This is a genomic window from Streptomyces sp. NEAU-sy36, assembly GCF_013423905.1.
Taxonomy (GTDB): domain Bacteria; phylum Actinomycetota; class Actinomycetes; order Streptomycetales; family Streptomycetaceae; genus Streptomyces; species Streptomyces misionensis.
This window is the reverse complement of sequence record NZ_CP058977.1, coordinates 151,353-170,877: the sequence shown is the minus strand read 5'-3', so window position 1 is coordinate 170,877 and position 19,525 is coordinate 151,353. Positions and strand designations below refer to the sequence as shown.

The following is a 19,525-nucleotide window of genomic DNA, read 5'->3' as shown; positions in this document are numbered from 1 at the left end:
GACCGGCGGCCACCGCCGCTGCCCCGGCGCCCTGACGCGGGCCGGGAGGACAAACGGACAGGCGGGAGACCGCCGCGGGAACCCGGTGGGGGCCCTGCCGACGCGCGTCGGCAGGGCCCCCACCGCCATGTCACCGCCCGTTCGGAAACCGCGGCCGGAAGAGGCGCGCGGAGGACGTCTCACCGGTCGAAGTGGACCAGGTCCCCCACGCTCCAGGCGCTGACGTCCTTGATCGCGACCCGGTACATGCCTCCCGTCTCCGGGATTCCGATGCTGCCCTGCACGATCCGGGCGAGATGAAAATGCAGATGCGTGGGGGCCTCGCCGCGACCGGGGCGGTCCTCCCGCGGACCGCCGGCGAAGACGTCCGCGAACGGGCCGAGACGGTCCGAGTCCTTCAGGACCTCCGCCACCCGCTCCCGCCACACGGCCTCGGGAGCCAGCCGGCCGGTGATGACGGTGCCGCCGAGAACCACCGTCAGGACCATCTGATTGCTTCGCTCGGACTCCACGGCGGCGGAGAGGACGACAAGCAGCTCATCAGGGTTCGACATGACACCAGAGCTTATGCGGCCCCGCGCCCCGGCCTCCGGCGGGAGCCGAGGCGGCCGCGCTCCGGCGGGCGGTTCCCGGCGACCGCTGAGGGCCCGGCCCGTCCAGGCCAGCGTTCTTTCTCCAGCGGAAGAGTGAAATCTACTCTTGTGGGAGTAGCTTTTCATTCCCATCGTGGGTATGCTTCTTCTTGTAGACACGGTCGAACGAGACCCGCCAGACACGAACTGGCGGCAGCCTGAACACGAAGTAACGCAGGTCAGTGCGGCTCCCAGCCTCAAGCCCCCGTGTTCCGACACGTCGGCGGGACCGGGAGCCGCACTGGGCGGCTCGTCCGACGAGGAGCCGCCGCCAGCGGCACCGGCTCATCCGGTGGCTGGTTCGGTTCAGAGAGGAATGGAGGAGTAGACGCCATCAGGATCGCCCGGTCCGAGAGGCACTCGGCCCGGGTACCGCAAGACCCCGGAATGGATGGTGGTCCCCGGTCACGCAGCTGCGATCCCCCGCTCCGCCCTGCCGGGCCGGGTAGCGGAAACAGAAGGTCGGCCCAGCAGTAGGCGCCGACCGATGGTGTTGAATTTCCTTCGGGGCCCTGGTGCCGTTCGGCGCCAGGGCCCCTCGACGCGTTGCACAGCGAGGTGACATGACATCGGACAACTCTCTGAACGATCGTCTGGACGACGACGACTACCCCGCGTACACCATGGGCCGGGCAGCCGAGATGCTCGGGACCACCCCGGCCTTCCTCCGAGCCATCGGCGAGGCTCGTCTGATCACTCCACTCCGCTCGGAGGGAGGGCATCGCCGGTACTCCCGTTACCAACTGCGGATCGCCGCGCGCGCCCGCGAGCTCGTCGACAAGGGGACCCCGATCGAGGCCGCGTGCCGCATCGTCATCCTTGAGGACCAGCTTGAGGAAGCGCAGCGCATCAACGCCGAGTACCGCCGTGCCGCCGGCCAGTCGGCGGGCGGCTCCGGCTCCGGCTGAACCCGCGCGCGGCAGGCTCCCGGTGACCACGCGCCGGGCGTCGCGGTCGCACGCGGCCGGGGCCGCCCGGGCCGTGCGAATCGCCGACGCCCGCACGGTCCGCCGCGTCCACCGTGATCCCCGGCCTGCCCGATCTCGGCGCGCGGGCCGGCTCCGCGCCCTGGATTTCGGGGTCCGGCACGAGAGACACCTCTCATACGGCCGAACCGGGGTGAGGCATCGGCTTCGCCGACCGCGCTGGAAACCTGTCGCGACCAGTGCATGTTTTCTGATCCAGTGACGTAAGGGCGATCATCCTGCCGTGGTCGGATGGCGGCCGCCGCCGGTATGCGCGCAACCCGCCACACACCGCCGCCCGCACCGGGTGCCGACCGGCCAGGGACCCGGGCCGAGGCCGCGTACCCCATCGTCGTCCTCGGGGCCGACCGGACGGCGCGCCCCACCGGACCCGGCAATGCGCCGGGCACCGGACGAGGACACCACGATTATCTGGTCTCGCTGGTACAGAATTACGGTCCGTGACGGGGGATACTTTCGCGACACCCGGAAAAACGTCCGGGCGCGGCGAACCGACCTGTGTTAGCGTGATAGCAGTTGCAGTTTTGGTTGCCAGAGATTTTTTCTTTGCAAACTTTCCGGATCTTTCCGGAGGGGTGATCATCGCGGCGACTCGGCTCCGTAAAGTGCGGAGTCCGGCACTGCCCCTCAAGGGAGATTCAATATGGCATCTGGCACCGTGAAGTGGTTCAACGCGGAAAAGGGCTTCGGCTTCATCGAGCAGGACGGCGGCGGCGCCGACGTGTTCGCCCACTACTCGAACATCGCCACCAGCGGCTTCCGTGAGCTTCAGGAAGGCCAGAAGGTTACCTTCGACGTCACGCAGGGCCAGAAGGGCCCGCAGGCCGAGAACATCGTTCCCGCCTGACACTGACGCCAGTCTTAGCGAGCCGCTGGTTCGCGCATCATGCGGCTGGGGCCCGCGCCCTCGGGGTGCGGGCCCCAGCCCATTGCTGTGCCCGTTTCCCGAACGGGCCGCCTCTCCACACTTTTTCTTCGGCACATTCTTGCGAATCTCGCGCGGTCACCTCCGCTGACGGAATTCCTCGATACGCCGCATCGAGGAGGGTTCCTCCATGAACCGCACCCGTCATACCGGCGGCAGGCCCACACGTTCGGCGGGCGCCGACCGCGGTGGCCGCTTCCGCTCCCGCAAGCCGGGCCGCCAGGGCACGTCCCCGGCCCCGCGACGGCAGGAATTCGCCCTGCCGGTCACCCTCACCGAGCCGCTCCCCGCGGTCGAGACGTTCGCCGAACTGGAGATGCCCGCCCGGCTGACCGCGGCCCTCGTCCAGCAGGGCCTGACCACGCCCTTCCCGATCCAGGCGGCCACCCTGCCGAACGCGCTGGCGGGCCGGGACGTCCTGGGCCGGGGCCGTACCGGCTCGGGCAAGACGCTCGCCTTCGGCCTGCCCGTGCTGGCCCGGCTCGACGGGCAGCGGGCCCAGCCCCGGCAGCCGCTGGCCCTGGTCCTCGTCCCCACCCGGGAACTGGCCCAGCAGGTCACCGACGCGCTCACCCCCTACGCCCGCGCCCTGCGCCTGCGGCTCGCCACCGTGGTGGGCGGCGTGTCCATCGGCCGGCAGGCGGGTGTGCTGCGCGGCGGCGCGGAGGTCGTCGTCGCGACACCCGGCCGGCTCAAGGACCTGATCGAGCGCGACGCCTGCCGGCTGGACGAGGTCGCCGTCACCGTCCTGGACGAGGCCGACCAGATGGCCGACATGGGCTTCATGCCGCAGGTCACCGAGCTGCTCGACCAAGTGCCCGCCGACGGGCAGCGGTTGCTGTTCTCGGCCACCCTGGACCGCAACATCGACCAGCTGGTCCGCCGCTACCTCGACGACCCGGTCGTGCACTCGGTCGACCCGTCCGCCGGGGCGGTCACCACGATGGAGCACCATCTGCTGCACGTGCGGGACGCCGACAAGCACACCGCCGCCACCGAGATCGCCGCCCGGGACGGGCGGGTGATCATGTTCCTGGACACCAAGCACGCGGTCGACGGGCTGGTCAAGCACCTGCTGTCCGTCGGGGTGCGGGCCGGGGCCCTGCACGGCGGAAAGTCCCAGCCGCAGCGCAACCGGACCCTCGCCCAGTTCAAGGACGGGCAGGTCACGGCGCTGGTGGCCACCAATGTCGCCGCGCGTGGCATCCATGTGGAGGGGCTCGACCTCGTGGTGAACGTCGACCCGCCGGGCGACCACAAGGACTATCTGCACCGGGGCGGCCGTACCGCGCGGGCCGGCGAGTCCGGCACCGTCGTCACCCTGGTGCTGCCGCACCAGCGGCGCGCGATGGACCGGCTGATGGCCGACGCCGACATCGCTCCGCGGACCGCCATGGTGCGCCCGGGCGATGCCGAGTTGCAGCGCATCACCGGCGCCCGGACTCCGTCCGGGGTGCCCGTCGTCATCGCCGTACCGGTCGCCGAGGGCGCCGAGCGCGGTGGGTCCGGCGGGCGCAGGCGGCGCGGCTCCGGCGCCGGCCGTGGCGGGAGCGGGCGGGCCGGCGCGCGGACCCGTCGTTCCGCCCCGCGGAGCAACTGACGCCGACGGTCCTCGCCCGGCGCCGTCCACTCCTGGCCGGTGCCGCCGTGCCGGTCCCGTCAGCCGATGGTGACCACCCGCGCCCACGGCGGCGGGCCGGCCGGGGTGTAGTCGGGGTCTTCCTCGTCGACGGCGCGGGCCGGGCGCGGGAAGAGGCCGACGACCGTGCGGCAGGGCGGCTGGGCGGAGGGCCAAGGGGTCTGGCCGTCGGTCAGGGCGACGATGACGTCCGGGCGGGGACGGGAGCGCAGGGCCTGGGCGAAGCCGGAGCGCAGGTCCGTTCCGCCGCCGCCGATCAGCGTCATGCTCTCGGCGCGGCAGAGGGGGACGGCGATGCCGGCGGCCGCGTCGCAGGAGACCACCGAGACCAGGTCCCGCCGCCCGCCGACCGCCCGTGAGATCGCCGCCACCTCCAGCAGCGCGCCGCCCAGTTCCGCGTCGCTGACCGAGCCGGAGGTGTCGATCACCACGCAGACCCGGGGCGGCGTGCGGCGCAGACTCGGCAGCAGCACCCCGGGGACACCGGCCGAGCGCCGCGACGGGCGCCGGTAGCTGTGGTTCTCGCCCACCCCCGGTGCCCCCGCCGCGGAGCGGACCGCGGCGCCCAGCAGCTGCCGCCACGGCTGCGGGGGATGGAACGCCTCGTCCGCCCACCGGCGCCAGCCCTCCGGCGCGTCGCCCGGCCGGCCCTTGATGCCCTCCGCGACCCGGAAGCGGACGGCGTCCCGCTGCTGCCTGGTCAGTCCGTGGGCGCCCTCGGGCCCCAGTTCCCAAGGCCGGTGCTGCCCGTCGGCGCCGCTGCCGCAGTCCAGCCAGGCCAGCTCCGCGGTGAGCCCGGTCATCGACGCCGTCCGCAGGTACTCCTCCATCAGCAGCCCGGGGGGCAGCCGCAGCAGCGACGGCAGCACCGCACCGGCGGGCCGGGGCAGCCCGTCGCCGTAGATGTCGTCGTTGATCTCGAAGTCGGCCGCGATGTTGCGGCGCAGCCTGCTGCGGTCCTCGGCCGCGCGGTCCCCGGCGCCCGGCCCCTGCTCCTCGTGTGCGCGTGCGTGGCGCTCGCCACGTCCGTGGTGGTCCCGCAGCAGGTGGGAGACCTCGTGCACCCACACGCCGGCCAGTTCCTCGACCGGGGTGCGCGCCACGAACGCGGGTGACACGTAGCAGCGCCAGTACGGGTCCACCGCCATCGTCGGCACCGACCGGTCCTCCACGACGTGCAGCGCGAACAGCGCGTCGGCCAGGTAGGGGCGGACCTTGACCGCGTGGAGCCGGGCGGCCAGCAGCTTCTCCATGTCCAGGGGCGGCGCGGCCGAGCCGCCCGGCGGCTTCGGTGCGGCGGCCCGCACCGGGCGGGGCGGAGCGGGCCGGGCCGTCGGGCGGGGCACCGGGCGCGGCAGCGGGGGCCGGGCAGGTGCGGGCAGGGGGCGTGGCGACGCCTGGTCCGTCAGTCCCGGGGCCGGGCGCCGGGTACGCGCGGAGCCGTTCACCGGGCCGTTCCCGTCGGGTGCCCGGCGGTGGCCGGGGTCTTGGCCCGGGCCACCGAGCGGTCCGCCCGCCGGACGAGGTCGATCACTCCGGCCAGCCGTTCCACGGTGTCCGGTACCTCCCAGTCGTCGCGTCGCAGCGCGGCCAGTGCCGTCGCCGGGGCCACCACCAGGTCCGGGGCGCCGGTCTCCAGGGCGCGGACCAGCACCGCCCAGCCCGCCTCCCACCGCTCCCGCCGGGGCCGCGCGCCGACGGCGGCGACGACCGCCTCCAGCGCCGCCTGGCGCAGATCGCCCCGCACCGGCAGCTCCGCGGTGGGCGGGTCGGCCAGCAGCGACTCCGGGTCCGGCAGGTCCATCCGGTCCATGTGGGCGAGGAGTTCGAGCCCCGGCCCGTCCCCCACCGCGCCGCGCACCAGCAGCGCCAGCACGTCCCGGGAGACGCCGGCGGCCGTGCCGAAGGCCAGCAGTGTCAGCGCGGCCTCCCAGCTGCGGGGCGAGGGCCAGGCGCCGCCGCGCCGGGTCTCGGTGCTCGGCAGCCGGTGGATCAGTGTCGGCCTGGCCTCCAGGAACCCGCACACCACCCGACGGGCGAACGCCACCGCCTCCGCCAGCCGCTCCGGCACCAGCCGGGGCAGCTCCGCGCGGGGCCAGACCCCGCCGAGTCCGCGGACCACCACCTCCCGGTCGTGCACCCAGTGCAGGTGCACGAACCGGTTGGCCAGCGGCGGGCTCAGCTCCCACCCGTCCGCGGCCGACGCGCGCGGGTTGGCGGCGGCGACGATCCTTACGCCCGGCGGCAGTCGGAGCGCGCCGACCCGCCGTTCCAGGACGACCCGGAGCAGCGCGGCCTGGACGGCGGGGGTGGCGGTGGAGAGTTCGTCGAGGAAGAGCAGCCCCCGTCCGGCGCGAACCAGTTCCACGGCCCACTGCGGTGGCGCCATCGGCACCCCCTGGACGGCCGGGTCGTCGCCCAGGACGGGCAGCCCGGAGAAGTCGGACGGCTCGTGGACGCTCGCGATCACGGTGGTCAGCGGCAGGTCGAGGGAGGCGGCGAGCTGGGTGAGGGCCGCGGTCTTGCCGATGCCCGGCTCGCCCCAGAGCAGCACGGGCAGGTCGGCGGCGACGGCGAGCGTGAGCGCTTCGAGCTGCTCGTCGGGGCGTGGCTCGGTGGTGGTCGTCCGCAGCAGGGACAACAGGTCGTCCGCGACGGCGAGTCGGGCGCCGGTCGCGGGCGGGGCGGGCAGGAGGGCGCTGGAGGTCATGGGCATCACCTGGGGTGGGAGGAGGGGACGGGCGAGGAGCCGTCGCGGACGTCTTGGTGCGCGCGGCACGGCACACGGGTGCCGGTGGCGCGGGAAACGGATGCCGGCTCGTCCGCCGGTCGGCGGGCTCGGCAAGGGCCGGGTTCCGGCGGGGCGCCGGTCGGGGTCAGGGCTGGCCGGTGCGGGGGCGGGAGCGGCTGTTCCGCTTGTCGAGCAGCACGGGAGGGGTACGGCGGCTACGGCGGTCGAGCCGGGGGCGGTGGCCCTGGTACGGGTCCGCGACGCCCCCGCCCCCGGCCGCGCGGGCCCCGGGGTGCTCGGCGACCAGCCCCGAGCGGAACAGGCCGTGGTCGACACGGCGGGCGGCCGCCGACTCCAGTTCCGCCCGGAGCGGTCCGTCGCGCAGCACCGCGCCGGGGCCGAGCAGGCCCTCGACCACGGCCAGCGCACCGGTGACGTCACCGTGGCCGAGCCGCTCCCGGACCGCGGGCAGCGCCTGCGGGTTGCGGTGCACCGCGTCGATGGCCCGCAGACAGGGCAGCGGAGGGCCGCCGAGCGCCACCAGCAGTTCCTCGCGGCGCAGTTGGTCCGGGTCGTGGTCGACGGCCGTGAGCACGCCGTCGCGCAGCGCGAGCCGGTGGACCTCGCCCCGGCACTCCACCCGGTGCGGATCGCCGGGCTCGGGCGCGGGGGCGGCCGCCGGTGCCGGCCCGGGCACCGGCAGGGCCGCGGCGACGAGCGGGTGCAGCCGCTCCGGCGCGATCAGCCCGGCCCGCAGCAGTTCCAGGTCCGGCAGGAGCCGGGCCGCCGCCTCCGGCAGCACCGGGAGCGCGGCGGCCTCCTGCGGCGGCGGGGCGGCACGCGGTGGCCGGAGCACCGGGACGTGGGCGTCGTCCGGGGCGACGAGTTCGAGTACGAGGCGGCTGCGCGCGGCCAGTCGTACCGTGAAGGCCCCTCGGGACCGGCCCTCGGCGCGCAGCAGCAGCTCCGCCTCGGCGGCCCAGCGGTCCTTGGCCCAGGGCGGGTCGGCGGACGGCACCGCGGGGGTGCCGGACCAGCCGCTGCGCCGCGCCAGTTCGCCGCTGCGGGTGGCGTCCCAGAGGTGCCGGTGCAGGTCGAGGCGGAAACGGCGGTCGGGGTGCGGGTGCGGATGGTGGCGCGGAGCGCCGTCCCCCGGGCCCGTCCACAGGGACAGGGACATGCGCTGTCCGGCGTCCGCCCGGGCCGGTGGTGTCCGCACCACGAGGTGCAGGGGCGTGCCCGGATCGCCGTACCGGGCGAGAGAGAGGGTGAGGCCGGGCCGCAGGCGCCCGTCGGGGGCGATCCGGGGCATGTGCCAGCGGAGCAGGTCGGGTGCCAGCCGACGCAGATCCGCGCGGAGGCGGGTGACGAGATCGGTGCCGTGGCGGTCGCGCACGGCGCGCAGATCGAGGTCGACGTCGATCCGGGCGGCGGCGCAGGCCCCCGCCCAGTCACCGACCGCGCGGCGGGCGGTCGCGGTCTCGATCATGGACGGTGGCACGGCGTACTCGCGTACGCGCTGCCACATCGGCAGGTGGGGCGGAAGGTCGTTCGCGACGTGGTGTGCCATCAGCACTCACCTTGCGCGAACGAGTCCCCCAATCCGAGCGAGGAGTAGTTCTTCATCGCGGGCATGATAGGCACCACCGGGCCGTGCTGTCAGTTCATTTGTGCGACCGGGGAGCCGGCGGCGGCCAGGGTGGGGTAGTCGGTGTAGCCGGTCGCTCCGCCCGTGTACATCGCGTACCGGTCCCGCACCTGGTTGAGCGGTGCGCCGATGCGCAGTCGTTCGACGAGGTCGGGGTTGGCGAGGAAGGCGCGGCCGAGGGCGATCAGGTCGGCGCCCGCGGCGAGGAGCCGCTCGCCCGCGCGTCGGCCGCCGTCGGGCGGGAGCGGTTCGCCCCACCCCAGCGCCGGGTTGGCGATCAGTGTGCCCGGCCAGGCCCCGCGCAGTTCGTGGTAGAGGGGCTGGTCCGGGTCGGCGAACACGAGGTGCAGATAGGCGAGTCCGGTGTCCGCCAGGGCCTCGACGAGTGCCGGGTAGATCTCCCCGGTGGCCCCTTCCGCGATGCCGTTGACGGTGTTCCCGGGGGAGATCCGCAGCCCCACGCGTTCGGGGCCGATCGCGGCGGCGACGGCGCGCACCACCTCGACCACGAAGCGGATCCGGCCGGAGACCGGGCCGCCGTACGCGTCGGTGCGGTGGTTGGTGTTCGCCGCCAGGAACTGGTGCAGCAAGTGGCCGTTGGCCGCGTGCACTTCGACGCCCTCGAAGCCCGCGTCGATCGCGTTGCGGGCGGCCGTGGCGAAGTCGGCGACGGTGGTCTCGATGTCGGCGAGCGTCATCTCGCGCGGTACGACGGCCTCTTGGCGGCCGGTGGGGGTGTGGATCGTCTCGGGGAGCGGGACGGGCGAGGGGGCGATCGGCGTCAGCCCGCTGTTGTCGGGGTGGCCGACCCGGCCGCCGTGCTGGAGTTGCAGGAACATCCGGCCGCCCTCGGCCCGTACCGCGTCGGTGACCCGGCGCCAGCCGGCCACGTGGGCCGCGTCGTGGATGGCGGGGATGCCGGGGTACGTCTGGCCCACGGCGTTCGGCGTGGTGGCCTCGGCGATGATCAGCCCGGCGGACGCGCGCTGTGCGTAGTAGGTGGCCATGAGCGGCCCGGGGACCCCGTCCGCCGCGGCGCGGTTGCGGGTCAGGGGGGCCATCACCAGGCGGTTGGGCAGGTGCAGGGGGCCCAGGCGGGCAGGCTCGAAGAGGCCGGAATCGGCGGGTGCGTTCGTCATGGCCGTACGGTAGAAGTTGACACCGGTGTCAGGTTCAAGCCCGCTTCGGCATGCGAGGTGAGGGATGAGGATCGGTGAGCTGGCCCGGCGCAGCGGGGTGAGCGAGCGTTCCCTGCGGTACTACGAGAGTCAGGGGCTGCTGGTCTCCGAGCGGAGTCCCGGCGGGCAGCGGGAGTTCGGGGAGTGGGCCGTCGACCGTGTCGTGCGCATCCAGGCGCTGTACGCGGCCGGTCTGCACAGCAAGAAGATCGCGCGGCTGTTGCCCTGTATGCGGGACGCGGACGGCGGGCCGAACGAGTTCGCCACGGCGCGGCTGGTGGACGAACTGGCCGAGGAGCGCGACCGTATCGACCGCTTGATCGCCGACCTGGTCCGCTCGCGGGAGGTCCTGGACGAGGCGATAGCGGCCGCGTCGACCGGGCCGCTGTCCCGGCAGGGCGCCTGAGGGGCGATCCGGCTTGCTCCAGGCCCGCGTTCAGGCATGGGCGGGGGTCATGGATACGCCGTCCAGCTCGACCGTCTTGCAGGGGCCGGCCGCGGCGCGGGTCCCGGCCTGGCCGGCGTCCGGTCGGCACGGGCCGGGCCGGGCCATCGGTGGGTACGGCCGGCGGTCGCGGCCGTCACGGACGGGCGCAGGCCGCCACCACGAGACACTTGCCTGTTCGCGCAATCCGGCAACCATGAGCCTGGGCCGTGCGAATCCCCCGGTCCCGCTCCCGGTCCCGCGGCCAACGCCGCGCTCAGCGACCGCCCCGCCCGTAGCGCGCCATGATCCAGGCGGCGCCGCGCTGTGCCAGCACCCTGCGCCGCGCCCGCCGCGAGCGTGGCACACCGAGGGACGGGGCCGGTGCCGACGCGCGCGCCACCGAGGCGAGACGGGCGGCGGCGCGCGCCAGTTCGGCCTGCAACTCCCGGCGACGGGCCGAGGTGCCCGCTCTCAGCAGTGCCGCGTAAAGTCCCTCCACCTCGGCCAGGGCGGCACCCAGCCGCAGATTCGCCTCACGCACCCGCCGGATGTCACCGCGCGACATGGACGCCCCTCCTCCCCCGGACCACGGGACGCGCCCCGGACGGCTGCGATTATTGCGCAATTTCGCAAGTCACGGAGGTGCGGAGGCTGGTGTGGGGGCGTCAGCGGGCGCCGACGGCCCGCCCGGCCTCGGCCCAGTTCCCGTGCAGCCGGTCCAGGTACGAGCGGGCCTGGCCGCCCGGTGCGGCGCCGCGGGCGAACGCGAGCATGTTGGCCGCGCCCGTGTTGTAGCCGAGCGCCAGCAGCTCGTCCTTCGTGTAGGGGCCCGCCCAGTGCGCGGGCAGTCGGTCCGCCAGGTCGCGCAGGTACCAGGCCTCGGCCTCGATCGCCAGGTCGCGGTCGTCGGGCAGTTCCTCCCAGCGGCGGCCGGCGAAGGGGCGGCCCCGCTTGACCTCGTCGAAGGTGGCGCGGTGCATGTCGGCGATGCCGAAGGCGGCGTCCGGCTTGTACTTCTGCCAGGCCCGCTCGAAGGACGGGTCGTGCGGTTTGTACGACTCGTTGTAGAGGACGGCCATCACCAGCCGGGCACTGACACCCGCCTCGCGGGCACGGGTCCGGACCTGGACGGCGTAGTCGGCGGGGTCGTACCCGGCGGACGCCGGTGCGGACGGCGGGCCCGAGGTGCGCGGTGCCGCCCGGGAAGCGGACGGGCCGGCCTTCGGGCGGGACGGCGCCTCGGGCGTGGACGGGGTGCCCGTGGGCCGGACGATGCCGTACAGCACCAGGGCGAGGAGCGCCAGGAGCAGCCATCGGCCGCGCCTCGGTGCCGTCGATTCCGCCATGACTCCGGCCTCCCGCGTCTGCCGTCAGCCGACGCCCTTGTACCGCGGAGGAGCTAGGGCCTCTCGTCTGGATCATGCCGGGCTCGCGGGGTCTGGCACGCACATCTGCGGCGTTGTCGTCGGTCGCCAACGCTCCGCGTTGACTCCCTCCTCCGCCTTGCATCTGCACGCACCAGACCCCGCTCCCTGATCCGGCCTGATCCAAACGAAAGACCCTAAGACGGGCGTGAGGCGCTGCCGCCGTCCGGGGCGCCCGGTGGCTCGTGGCGCGCTCTGGCGACCAGCAGGGCCGCGGTGTACAGGGCGAGGACGACGCCGAGCAGCGGGTAGTAGACGACGGGCAGGGGGGCGAGGCCGATCAGCGGGCCGAGCGGGGAGGGCGGCAGTGCCAGGCCGATGACGGCCAGGGCGAGCGCGGCCCGGCCGACGGGTCCGGGCCCGCGGTCCCGCGCGGCCCGGCGGCCGGTCCGCAGCAGCACCATCACCAGGGCCTGGGTGAGCAGGTTCTCGGTGAACCAGCCCGCGTGGAAGACCGGTTCGGCCACCCCCCGGCCGAGGCCGTGCAGGGCGAGGGCGAGCACGGCGAAGGTGGCGACGTCGGCCACGGCGTTGAGCACCCCGAACCCCGTGATGAAGCGCAGCAGTTCGCGGGGGTGCAGCGTGCTGGGCCGGCGCCGTGCCAGGCGGTGCGGACGGTCGTGGGCGAAGGTGAGCTGGGCGGCGTCGAAGCACAGGTTCTGGGCGAGGACCTGGGCGGGGAGCATCGGCAGGAAGGGCAGCAGCAGGCCGGCGCAGAGCATCGCGATCACATTGCCGAGGTTGGAGGAGAGTGTGATCCGCAGATAGGTGGCGATGTTGCCGCCCGCGTGCCGGCCCGCGTCGATGGCGTGGGCGATCGCGGTGAGGTCCTTCTCGGCGAGCACCACGTCGGCGCGCTCGCGGACCGCGTCGGCACAGCCCTGCGGGGCGATGCCGACGTCGGCGGCGCGCAGCGCGGGCAGGTCGTTGACGCCGTCGCCGAGGAAGCCGACGGTGTGCCCGGCGCGGTGCAGCGCGTGGACCACGCGGGCCTTGTGCTCGGGGGTGCAGCGGGCGAACACCGTGGCGTGAGCGACGAGTTGGGTCAGCTCGGCGTCCGTGCGGGCGTCGATGGCACCGGCGGTCAGGACGGCGTCGGCGGACACCGGGACGCCGAGGTCGCGGCAGGCGCGGACCGCCGTGCCGGGGTGGTCCCCGGTGAGCACCTTGACCGTGACGCCCTGACCGGTGAGGACCTTCAGCGCCTCGGCGGCGGTGGGCGCGAGCGCGTCCCGCAGGGTGACCAGACCGCGGAAGGCGAGGCCGCGTTCGTCGGCCTCCGTGTAGCCGCGGGCGCGGGCCGGGCGTTCGGCGGTGGCCACGGCCAGGACGCGCGCCCCGTCCTCGGCCTGCCGGGCGGCGAGGTCGCGCAGGCGGCCGCGTTCCTCCTCGTCGAGGGCGCAGCGCGTGAGGACGGCCTCGGCGTCCCCCTTGACGACCAGTGTGTGCGTGCCGAGCCGGCCGGGCGTGCGGAGGACCGCGGTGGCGAGGCGGCGGGCCGGGGTGAAGGGGAGCGCGGCGACGCCGTCGTGGGCGAGGAGGTCGTCCTCGTCGACCGCGTCGAGGAGCGCCTCGTCCAGGGCGTCGGGCTCGGGCAGGTCGGCGAGTTGCAGGGTCCACCAGGAGTTGAGGGCGGCCCAGCGCAGGACCTCGGGGTCGTCCTCGCCGTCCGGGCCGAGGCCGCGGTCGGCCACGGGCCGGTCCTGGGTGAGCGTGCCGGTCTTGTCCAGGCACAGCACGTCGGCGGCGCCGATGTCGTACAAGGCGGGAAGCCGTCTGACGATCACGCCCCGGGTGCGGGCCAGGAGCGCGGCGCCGCGGGCCAGGCAGGTGGTGACGAGGACCGGCAGCATCTCCGGGGTGAGCCCGACCGCCACCGCGACCGCGAACGGCAGTGTCTCCAGGCCCCGGTCGCGCAGCGCCGCGTTGGCCATCAGCACCAGCGGGGGCGTCAGCAGCATGAACCGGATCAGGATCCAGGAGACGCCGTGCACGGACCGGTCGAAGGCGCTCGGCTCCGGGCGGCCCGGCGCCCGGCCGTGCGCGGCGCCGAACCGGGTGCGCGCGCCGGTCGCGGTGACCACGGCGGTGGCGCTGCCGGAGGCGATGCCGCTGCCCTGGAAGCACCACTGCGGCTGGTCGAACGGCCCGCTGCCCGGCGCCACCGCATCGGCGTGCTTGGCGACGGGTGCGGTCTCGCCGGTGAGCGCGGACTGGTGCACGGTCAGTCCGCCGGCGCGCAGCAGCCGTACGTCCGCGGGGACGAGGTCGCCCGGCCCGAGGCGGATCACGTCGCCGGCCACGAGGTCCTCCACGGGGATCTCGCGGGCGGTGGGCGCCGCCTCCTCGTCGGCGCGCCGCAGCACGGTCGCCGTGGTGGCGACCAGTTCACGCAGCGCGGCCGTGGACCGGTCGGCCCGGTACTCGCCGGCCGTGCGCAGCGCGCAGCTGACCACGACGAGGAAGAGGATCACCGAGGCGGTGCCCCAGGCGAGGACGGCGGCGGAGACCAGGCCGAGGCAGAGCAGCACCGCCGTGAAGGGGTCGCGCAGGCTGCGCACGAAGAGCCGGGACCGGCCGGCCGCGCGGCGGGCCGGCAGGGTGTTCGCGCCGAACCGGGCCAGGCGCGCCTCGGCCTCGGCCTCCGTCAGCCCGCGCGGGCCGGTGTCCAGCCGCCGCAGGACCTCCAGCAGGGTCGGCGCGGCCGCGCCCGGCTCGCCGGGGGCGGCATCCGCTGCCGGCACGGCCACCGCGGCGGGCGGCCCGGCGTCCCGGTCGAAGGCCGCGGTGGTCTCAGCCACTGGTCCCGTGCAGAAGCCGGATCGGCGCGGCGCCCTGGTGGGACCGTGCCGTCAGCTGCCCGATCATCACTCGCACCAGCGTCACGACGTCCGGGTCGTCGATGTAGTAGACCTGCCGCCGGCCCTCCCGGCGCGAGCGCACCAGCCCGGCGAGCTTCAGCTTCGCCAGGTGCTGGCTGACGGCGGGCAGGGCGCCGCCCACCCGGTCGGCGAGGTGCGTGACATCGCTCTCCCCCTGCGACAGCGCCCACATCAGATGGAGCCGGACGGACGAGGCGAGCAACCCGAAGGCACCGGCGGCGGCCGCCAGCACCTCGGCCGGCGGATCCTCGAACCCACCGCCGTTCTCCCCCACGACCCGCCGCCCTCCCGTCCCGCCCCCGAAGCCGACACACTGCGCCCGGACAGTGTAGGTGCCGGGGCCGGCGGCCGGGCGGTCCCGTGCGGTGCGCCGAGGCCCGGCGGGTCAGGCGCGTCAGGCGCGTCAGGCGCGTCAGGCGCGTCAGGCGCGTCAGGCGCGTCAGGCGCGTCAGGCGCGTCAGGCGGGGATGATCCCCGGCCGGAACGGCTCGACGCCGACGATGTGGCGCACGCGCTCCGGCTCGACCAGGACGTGCACCCGCTGCTCGCCCTCGATCAGCCAGGGGTAGCCGTCCAGGCCCAGGTACTTGCGGGCCAGCCGGTCCATGCCGCGCTCGGCCTCCTCGCCCGTCACGAGGCGCACCACGCGGCCGGAGATCTGCACCCGGTCGTAGGGGCTGTCGGCGTCGATGTGGGAGAGGTGGACGCGCGGGTCGTGACGGAGGTTCTCCTCCTTGATCCGGCCCACCGAGGTGTTGAAGACGATCAGCCCGTCCTCCAGCCCCACCCACATCGGCGTCACGTGCGGCGCTCCGTCCGGTGTCACCGTGGCCACGAACCAGAAGTTCGGCGCCTCCAGCCGCCCCCGCACCTGCTCGGTCAACCGCGCCGCCATGCCCGCGCCTTTCCTTGATCGTCAACGGTCGGCCCACTCTTTCACGCGCCCGCCGACCGCCGGGGCGCCGAGCACCCAAAGGGCACCGACGACCAGGAACCGTGCGGGTTTTCTACACGGTTCCGCCACACGCCCGAGCGGGCTCAGTGGCCCTGTGCCGGCTGCCCCGCCAGTCGTGCGCAGTCGGGGCGCCGCGGGCAGGGGTGAGGACATGCGGCCGTTTCCGTTCGGGCGCGCGCCTCCCCCGAACCCCACGACTCTGCCCTGACGTAAGGGGAGAGTATGGGACGCGACCGGAGCGTGGACACCGGGAAGGGGATCAGGGGCGATGACGGAGCAGCCGCGGATGCGGATCGGTGAGGTGGCCGAGCGGACCGGCTTGTCGCCGCGCACCCTGCGCCACTACGAGGAGGTGGGGCTGGTCGTCCCCTCCGCCCGCAGCAAGGGCGGCTTCCGGCTGTACACGGAGTCCGACGTCGACCGGCTGATGGCGATCCGCCGGATGAAGCCGCTGGGCTTCTCCCTGGAGGAGATGCGGGACCTGCTGGAGATCACCGACCGGCTGGGCGCGGCCGACGAGCCGCCCGCCGGCGCGGAGCTGGAGCGGCTGCGGGAGCGGCTGGACGCGTACCGCAAGGTGGCCGACGCCCGCTGCGAAACCCTGCGGGCCCGGCTGGAGATGGCCGAGGACTTCGCCGCCACCCTGCGCCGCCGCCTCGGCGCGAAGGGCTGAGACTCAGGGGTACAGCAGGTGCAGCCGGCCCGGCTCGGCCGCCATCCGCAGCGGGGCGCGCACCTCGCGCACGGGGGTGCCGTCCAGGTCCAACCGGTGTGCGCCTGAGGCCCGTTCGAAGCGCAGCCGCCGTACCCGGCGGGTGCCGAAGGAGTCGCCGCGCACCTCCAGCAGCCCCGATCCGGTGACCGTGACGCACAGGGGACGGCCGCCCGGCACGGTGATCTTCTCGTTGTCGAGGATCAGGCGGGCGGGCCCGGGGTCCGGGCGCAGGGACACCAACCCCACGCGGTGCAGGGCGAGTTCATAGCCCCGGTCGGCGAGGTGGATGCCGATGACGGCGCTCCGCCGGCCGCCGAGCCCGCCCGGCTCGCCGCCCGCCGCGCCCTCGGGGCGTTCGGTCAGCAGCGGCAGCCGCCATAACGCGGCGGCCCGCATCGCCTGCTCCGGGCGCACGCCCGGCGTGTGCAGCAGCAGCCCCACCGCCCGCACCGGCAGGCCGTATGAGCCGCCGCGCTCGCCGGGTTCCGGCAGCGGGCTCAACTCCGTTGTTGCCACTCCCCGTTCGGCAAGCCGGGCGCGCAGGGCACCGGCCCGCTGACGGTCGGACTGGTGCCGGCCGCGGACGACGCCGAGGGTGGAGCGCGTCGCGGGCAGGGCGCCGGCGAGCCGCACGGCGGCGGTCAGCAGGCGCGGAACCCCCGGTGTCTCACGGGCGGGCACGGCGTCGGGGGGCGAGGTCGAGTGCGGCATGCGGGCTCCTTGCGCGCTCGGGACGGAGCGAACGCGGCCGCCGACACGGCACGACCCATGGCGGCACCCGGTCGTTCGCCCCCAACGTAGTGCGAGAACGCGCCCGGTGTGAAGCCGACCGAAGACCGGGTGAACACGGCCCGACCCTCACGTGTCGTGAGAATTGCCGGACACCGCCGCGCGCACGAGGACGTCCCCGAATTCCCTGCGCCGCCCTCACCGCCACCCCGCCCTCCCCCGTCGTCGTCCACCGCCGTTCCGTGGACGGACGCGGTCCGGCGGCCGCTCAGGCGGCCGTGTCCACCTTCGGGTCCGCCGTCCGCCGCGCCGCCGGCGCGACCGGGCGGACGCGGGCCGGCAGCAGCAGCGGGTGGGCGACGCCCCAGGTGGCGCCCTTGCAGATCGCCTCCTTGTAGCGGGCGGCCAGGCGTCCGGTCAGGGCCCGGTCGACGGCGCGGTCGTCGGCGGTGACGAACTGGATCAGGCCGTCCTTCCGGCCGAGGGAGACGCACTGCTGGTAGTAGCGCACCGCGGTGGTGGGCACCTTCGTCCCGGTCAGCCGGGCCACGAGGGCGTCGGCTGCCTGCCAGGCGCCGGGCACGCCCGAGGCGCACGACATCCGCAGCGGCTTGTCGCCGGGGCCCATGGCGAGGGCCGCGTCCCCGACGGCGTACACGTCCGGGTGCGAGACCGAGCGCATGGAGGAGTCGACCACGATCTGCCCGTTGTCGCCGGTCTCCAGGGTGGTGGCCCGCGCGATCGGATGGACGGCGAACCCGGTGGTCCAGACGGTGGCCAGGGAGGCGATGCCGGTGCCGTCGGCGGTGGTGACGCGGTCGGGCGTGACGGCGGTGACGGTGGTGTGTTCGTGCACGGTGATGCCGAGCCGGTCGCAGACCTCGCGCACATGGCGGCGGCCCTTGGGCGAGAGCCAGTCCCCGAGGGCGCCGCGCGCGACGAGGGCGACGGCCAGGTCGGGGCGGGCCTCGGCGAGTTCGGTCGCGGCCTCCAGCCCGGTGAGCCCGGCGCCGACCACGACCACGGGCGCCCCGGCGTCGAGGCGGGCCAGCCGTTCGCGCAGCCGCAGCGCCCCGGGCCGGCCGGCGATGTCGTGGGCGTGCTCGGCGACTCCGGGGACGCCCTGGTCGTGCCCGGTGCTGCCGAGGGCGTAGACGAGGCTGTCGTACGGCAGTTCCTCCCGCGTGCCCCGCGCGTCGGCGACGGTCACGGCCTTGCGGTCGACGTCCACCCCGGTGACCTTCGCGACCTTCAGCGCCACACCGGTGCCCGCGAACATCGCGTCCAGGGGGCGGGGCCTGAGGTCCTGCCCGGCGGCCAGCTGGTGCAGCCGGACGCGCTCGACGAAGTCGGGTTCGGCGTTGACGAGGGTGATGGCGACGTCCTCGCGGCGCAGCCGGCGGGCGATGCGGCCGGCGGCGATGGCTCCGGTGTATCCGGCCCCGAGGACGATGATGCGGTGCTGCATTGCCTGCTCCTGTCGCTCGTGCGTGCGCCGCGTCGTGCGCGGTTCGCCCCTTGAACCGGGCGGCCCGCCGTTTCCTGACAGGAGTGCGCTGTGACGCCGGTCACACGAGGATCAGAAGAGGCTGAGCACGGGTTCGCCGTGCTCGCCGGCCGCCCACCGCCGGGTCGCGCGGACCAGCTTGTCCGGGTTGACCTGGCTGCGGAATGCGGTGATGCCCTGCTCGGTGATCTCCAGGCAGGTGACGCCGATGACCCGGCCGTCGAGCACCACCACGATCGCGGGCATGCCGTTGGCGTCCTCCACATGGACGTCGGGGGAGCCGCCGACCAGGTTGCGCTTGGCCTTGCCCGGCTTGAACAGGCCCCGCATGAACGTCGCGACCGCGCGGGCTCCCTCGAAGGCCCGTGCGCGGGCCGGGACCTTGCCGCCGCCGTCACCGATCGCGAAGACGTCCTCGGTGAGCAGCCGCACCAGCGGTTCGGTACGGCCGCTGGTGGCGGCGGCGAGGAACTCGTCCACGATCCGCCGGGCGGCCGCCTCGTCGATCTCGGCGCGGGCCCGGCCGTCCGCGACGTGCTTCTTGGCGCGGTGGAAGATCTGCTGGCTGGCGGACTCGGTGAGGTCGAGGATCTCCGCGATCTCCCGGTGCGGGTAGTCGAAGGCCTCGCGCAGCACGTACACCGCGCGCTCGTTGGGGGTGAGCCGCTCCAGCAGGGTGAGCACGGCGTACGACACCGACTCGCGCTGCTCCGCGGTGTCGGCGGGGCCCAGCATCGGGTCCCCGGCGAGCAGCGGCTCGGGCAGCCACGCGCCGACGTAGGTCTCGCGGCGGGCGCGGGCCGACGTCAGCTGGTTGAGGCACAGATTGGTGAGCACCTTGGTCAGCCAGGCCTCGGGGACCTCGATGCGCCCCGTGTCGGCGCCCTGCCAGCGCAGGAACGTCTCCTGCACGACGTCCTCGGCCTCGCTCGCCGAGCCGAGCAGGCGATAGGCGAGGGCCTCCAGCCGGTGCCTGGACGCCTCGAACCGGTCCACTTCGCTCGCCGTCAGGGCCATGACCGGGATCCTAGCCTTCGCCAACCCCGGTGGCCCACGACGGAGTTGCGGGCCACCGGGTCCGCCGGACCGCGCCCGGCGCGGCTTCAGCCGATCCGGAACGTCGTACCGGCCGGGTAGTGGTCGCTGG

At 74.7% G+C, this 19,525-nt stretch carries 18 protein-coding genes; 5 read left to right on the top strand and 13 right to left on the bottom strand.

All coding sequences use genetic code 11. The annotated features are described in order from the left end of the window. Positions 1-179: 179 nt before the first annotated feature. Entirely contained in the window at positions 180-554 is a 375-nt protein-coding gene (locus HZZ00_RS00760; RefSeq protein WP_180330406.1) for a hypothetical protein, read from the bottom strand. 641 nt (positions 555-1,195) lie between these two features. Here HZZ00_RS00760 and HZZ00_RS00755 point away from each other — a divergent pair. From HZZ00_RS00755 to HZZ00_RS00745, 3 genes are all read left to right on the top strand, one after another. Beyond that, entirely contained in the window at positions 1,196-1,540 is a 345-nt protein-coding gene (locus HZZ00_RS00755) for a MerR family transcriptional regulator (protein WP_180330405.1), read from the top strand. 721 nt (positions 1,541-2,261) lie between these two features. After that, a complete protein-coding gene (locus HZZ00_RS00750) occupies positions 2,262-2,465 on the top strand; it encodes a cold-shock protein (protein WP_007383480.1) in 204 nt (67 codons plus the stop codon). Positions 2,466-2,673: 208 nt separating this feature from the next. Then, a complete protein-coding gene (locus HZZ00_RS00745) occupies positions 2,674-4,143 on the top strand; it encodes a DEAD/DEAH box helicase (protein ID WP_180330404.1) in 1,470 nt (489 codons plus the stop codon). A 59-nt stretch (positions 4,144-4,202) separates the two neighbouring features. Here the strand turns inward: HZZ00_RS00745 and HZZ00_RS00740 are convergent, their stop codons facing one another. The 4 genes from HZZ00_RS00740 to HZZ00_RS00725 form a co-directional block, all read right to left on the bottom strand. Continuing rightward, positions 4,203-5,435, bottom strand: a complete 1,233-nt coding sequence (locus HZZ00_RS00740; RefSeq protein ID WP_180333334.1) for a VWA-like domain-containing protein — start codon at positions 5,433-5,435, stop codon at positions 4,203-4,205. A 191-nt stretch (positions 5,436-5,626) separates the two neighbouring features. Then, positions 5,627-6,892, bottom strand: coding sequence for a MoxR family ATPase (locus tag HZZ00_RS00735; RefSeq protein ID WP_180330403.1), 1,266 nt, complete (start codon positions 6,890-6,892; stop codon positions 5,627-5,629). Positions 6,893-7,058: 166 nt separating this feature from the next. Further along, positions 7,059-8,483, bottom strand: a complete 1,425-nt coding sequence (locus HZZ00_RS00730; RefSeq protein ID WP_180330402.1) for a hypothetical protein — start codon at positions 8,481-8,483, stop codon at positions 7,059-7,061. 89 nt (positions 8,484-8,572) lie between these two features. Next, complete coding sequence (locus HZZ00_RS00725; RefSeq protein ID WP_180330401.1) at positions 8,573-9,700, bottom strand: alkene reductase; 1,128 nt, start codon at positions 9,698-9,700, stop codon at positions 8,573-8,575. A gap of 64 nt (positions 9,701-9,764) precedes the next feature. On the opposite strand from HZZ00_RS00725, the gene HZZ00_RS00720 reads away from it, so the two are divergent. Further along, on the top strand, positions 9,765-10,145 hold the full coding sequence (locus tag HZZ00_RS00720; protein ID WP_180330400.1) for a MerR family transcriptional regulator: 381 nt from the start codon (positions 9,765-9,767) through the stop codon (positions 10,143-10,145). Positions 10,146-10,440: 295 nt separating this feature from the next. Here HZZ00_RS00720 and HZZ00_RS00715 read toward each other — a convergent pair whose 3' ends face one another. The 5 genes from HZZ00_RS00715 to HZZ00_RS00695 all read right to left on the bottom strand — a co-directional run bounded on the left by HZZ00_RS00715 (position 10,441) and on the right by HZZ00_RS00695 (position 15,367). Beyond that, on the bottom strand, positions 10,441-10,731 hold the full coding sequence (locus tag HZZ00_RS00715) for a hypothetical protein (RefSeq protein ID WP_180330399.1): 291 nt from the start codon (positions 10,729-10,731) through the stop codon (positions 10,441-10,443). Between the two features lie 100 nt (positions 10,732-10,831). Further along, entirely contained in the window at positions 10,832-11,512 is a 681-nt protein-coding gene (locus tag HZZ00_RS00710; RefSeq protein WP_180330398.1) for a lytic transglycosylase domain-containing protein, read from the bottom strand. Positions 11,513-11,727: 215 nt separating this feature from the next. Further along, positions 11,728-14,391: a magnesium-translocating P-type ATPase gene (mgtA, locus tag HZZ00_RS00705; RefSeq protein ID WP_180330397.1), complete on the bottom strand. Its 2,664-nt coding sequence runs from the start codon at positions 14,389-14,391 to the stop codon at positions 11,728-11,730. Then, positions 14,384-14,746, bottom strand: coding sequence for a metalloregulator ArsR/SmtB family transcription factor (locus tag HZZ00_RS00700; protein ID WP_180330396.1), 363 nt, complete (start codon positions 14,744-14,746; stop codon positions 14,384-14,386). Before HZZ00_RS00700 ends, mgtA begins: the two co-directional genes overlap by 8 nt. A gap of 183 nt (positions 14,747-14,929) precedes the next feature. Further along, on the bottom strand, positions 14,930-15,367 hold the full coding sequence (locus HZZ00_RS00695; RefSeq protein ID WP_180330395.1) for a PPOX class F420-dependent oxidoreductase: 438 nt from the start codon (positions 15,365-15,367) through the stop codon (positions 14,930-14,932). 328 nt (positions 15,368-15,695) lie between these two features. Between HZZ00_RS00695 and HZZ00_RS00690 the strand changes: the two genes are divergently transcribed. Then, entirely contained in the window at positions 15,696-16,100 is a 405-nt protein-coding gene (locus HZZ00_RS00690) for a MerR family transcriptional regulator (protein ID WP_180330394.1), read from the top strand. A 3-nt stretch (positions 16,101-16,103) separates the two neighbouring features. On the opposite strand, the gene HZZ00_RS00685 is transcribed toward HZZ00_RS00690, so the two are convergent. The 3 genes from HZZ00_RS00685 to HZZ00_RS00675 form a co-directional block, all read right to left on the bottom strand. Then, complete coding sequence (locus HZZ00_RS00685) at positions 16,104-16,853, bottom strand: hypothetical protein (protein WP_180330393.1); 750 nt, start codon at positions 16,851-16,853, stop codon at positions 16,104-16,106. Between the two features lie 286 nt (positions 16,854-17,139). Beyond that, complete coding sequence (locus HZZ00_RS00680; protein ID WP_180330392.1) at positions 17,140-18,339, bottom strand: NAD(P)/FAD-dependent oxidoreductase; 1,200 nt, start codon at positions 18,337-18,339, stop codon at positions 17,140-17,142. 111 nt (positions 18,340-18,450) lie between these two features. After that, on the bottom strand, positions 18,451-19,395 hold the full coding sequence (locus HZZ00_RS00675; protein ID WP_180330391.1) for an RNA polymerase sigma-70 factor: 945 nt from the start codon (positions 19,393-19,395) through the stop codon (positions 18,451-18,453). Positions 19,396-19,525: the final 130 nt, after the last annotated feature.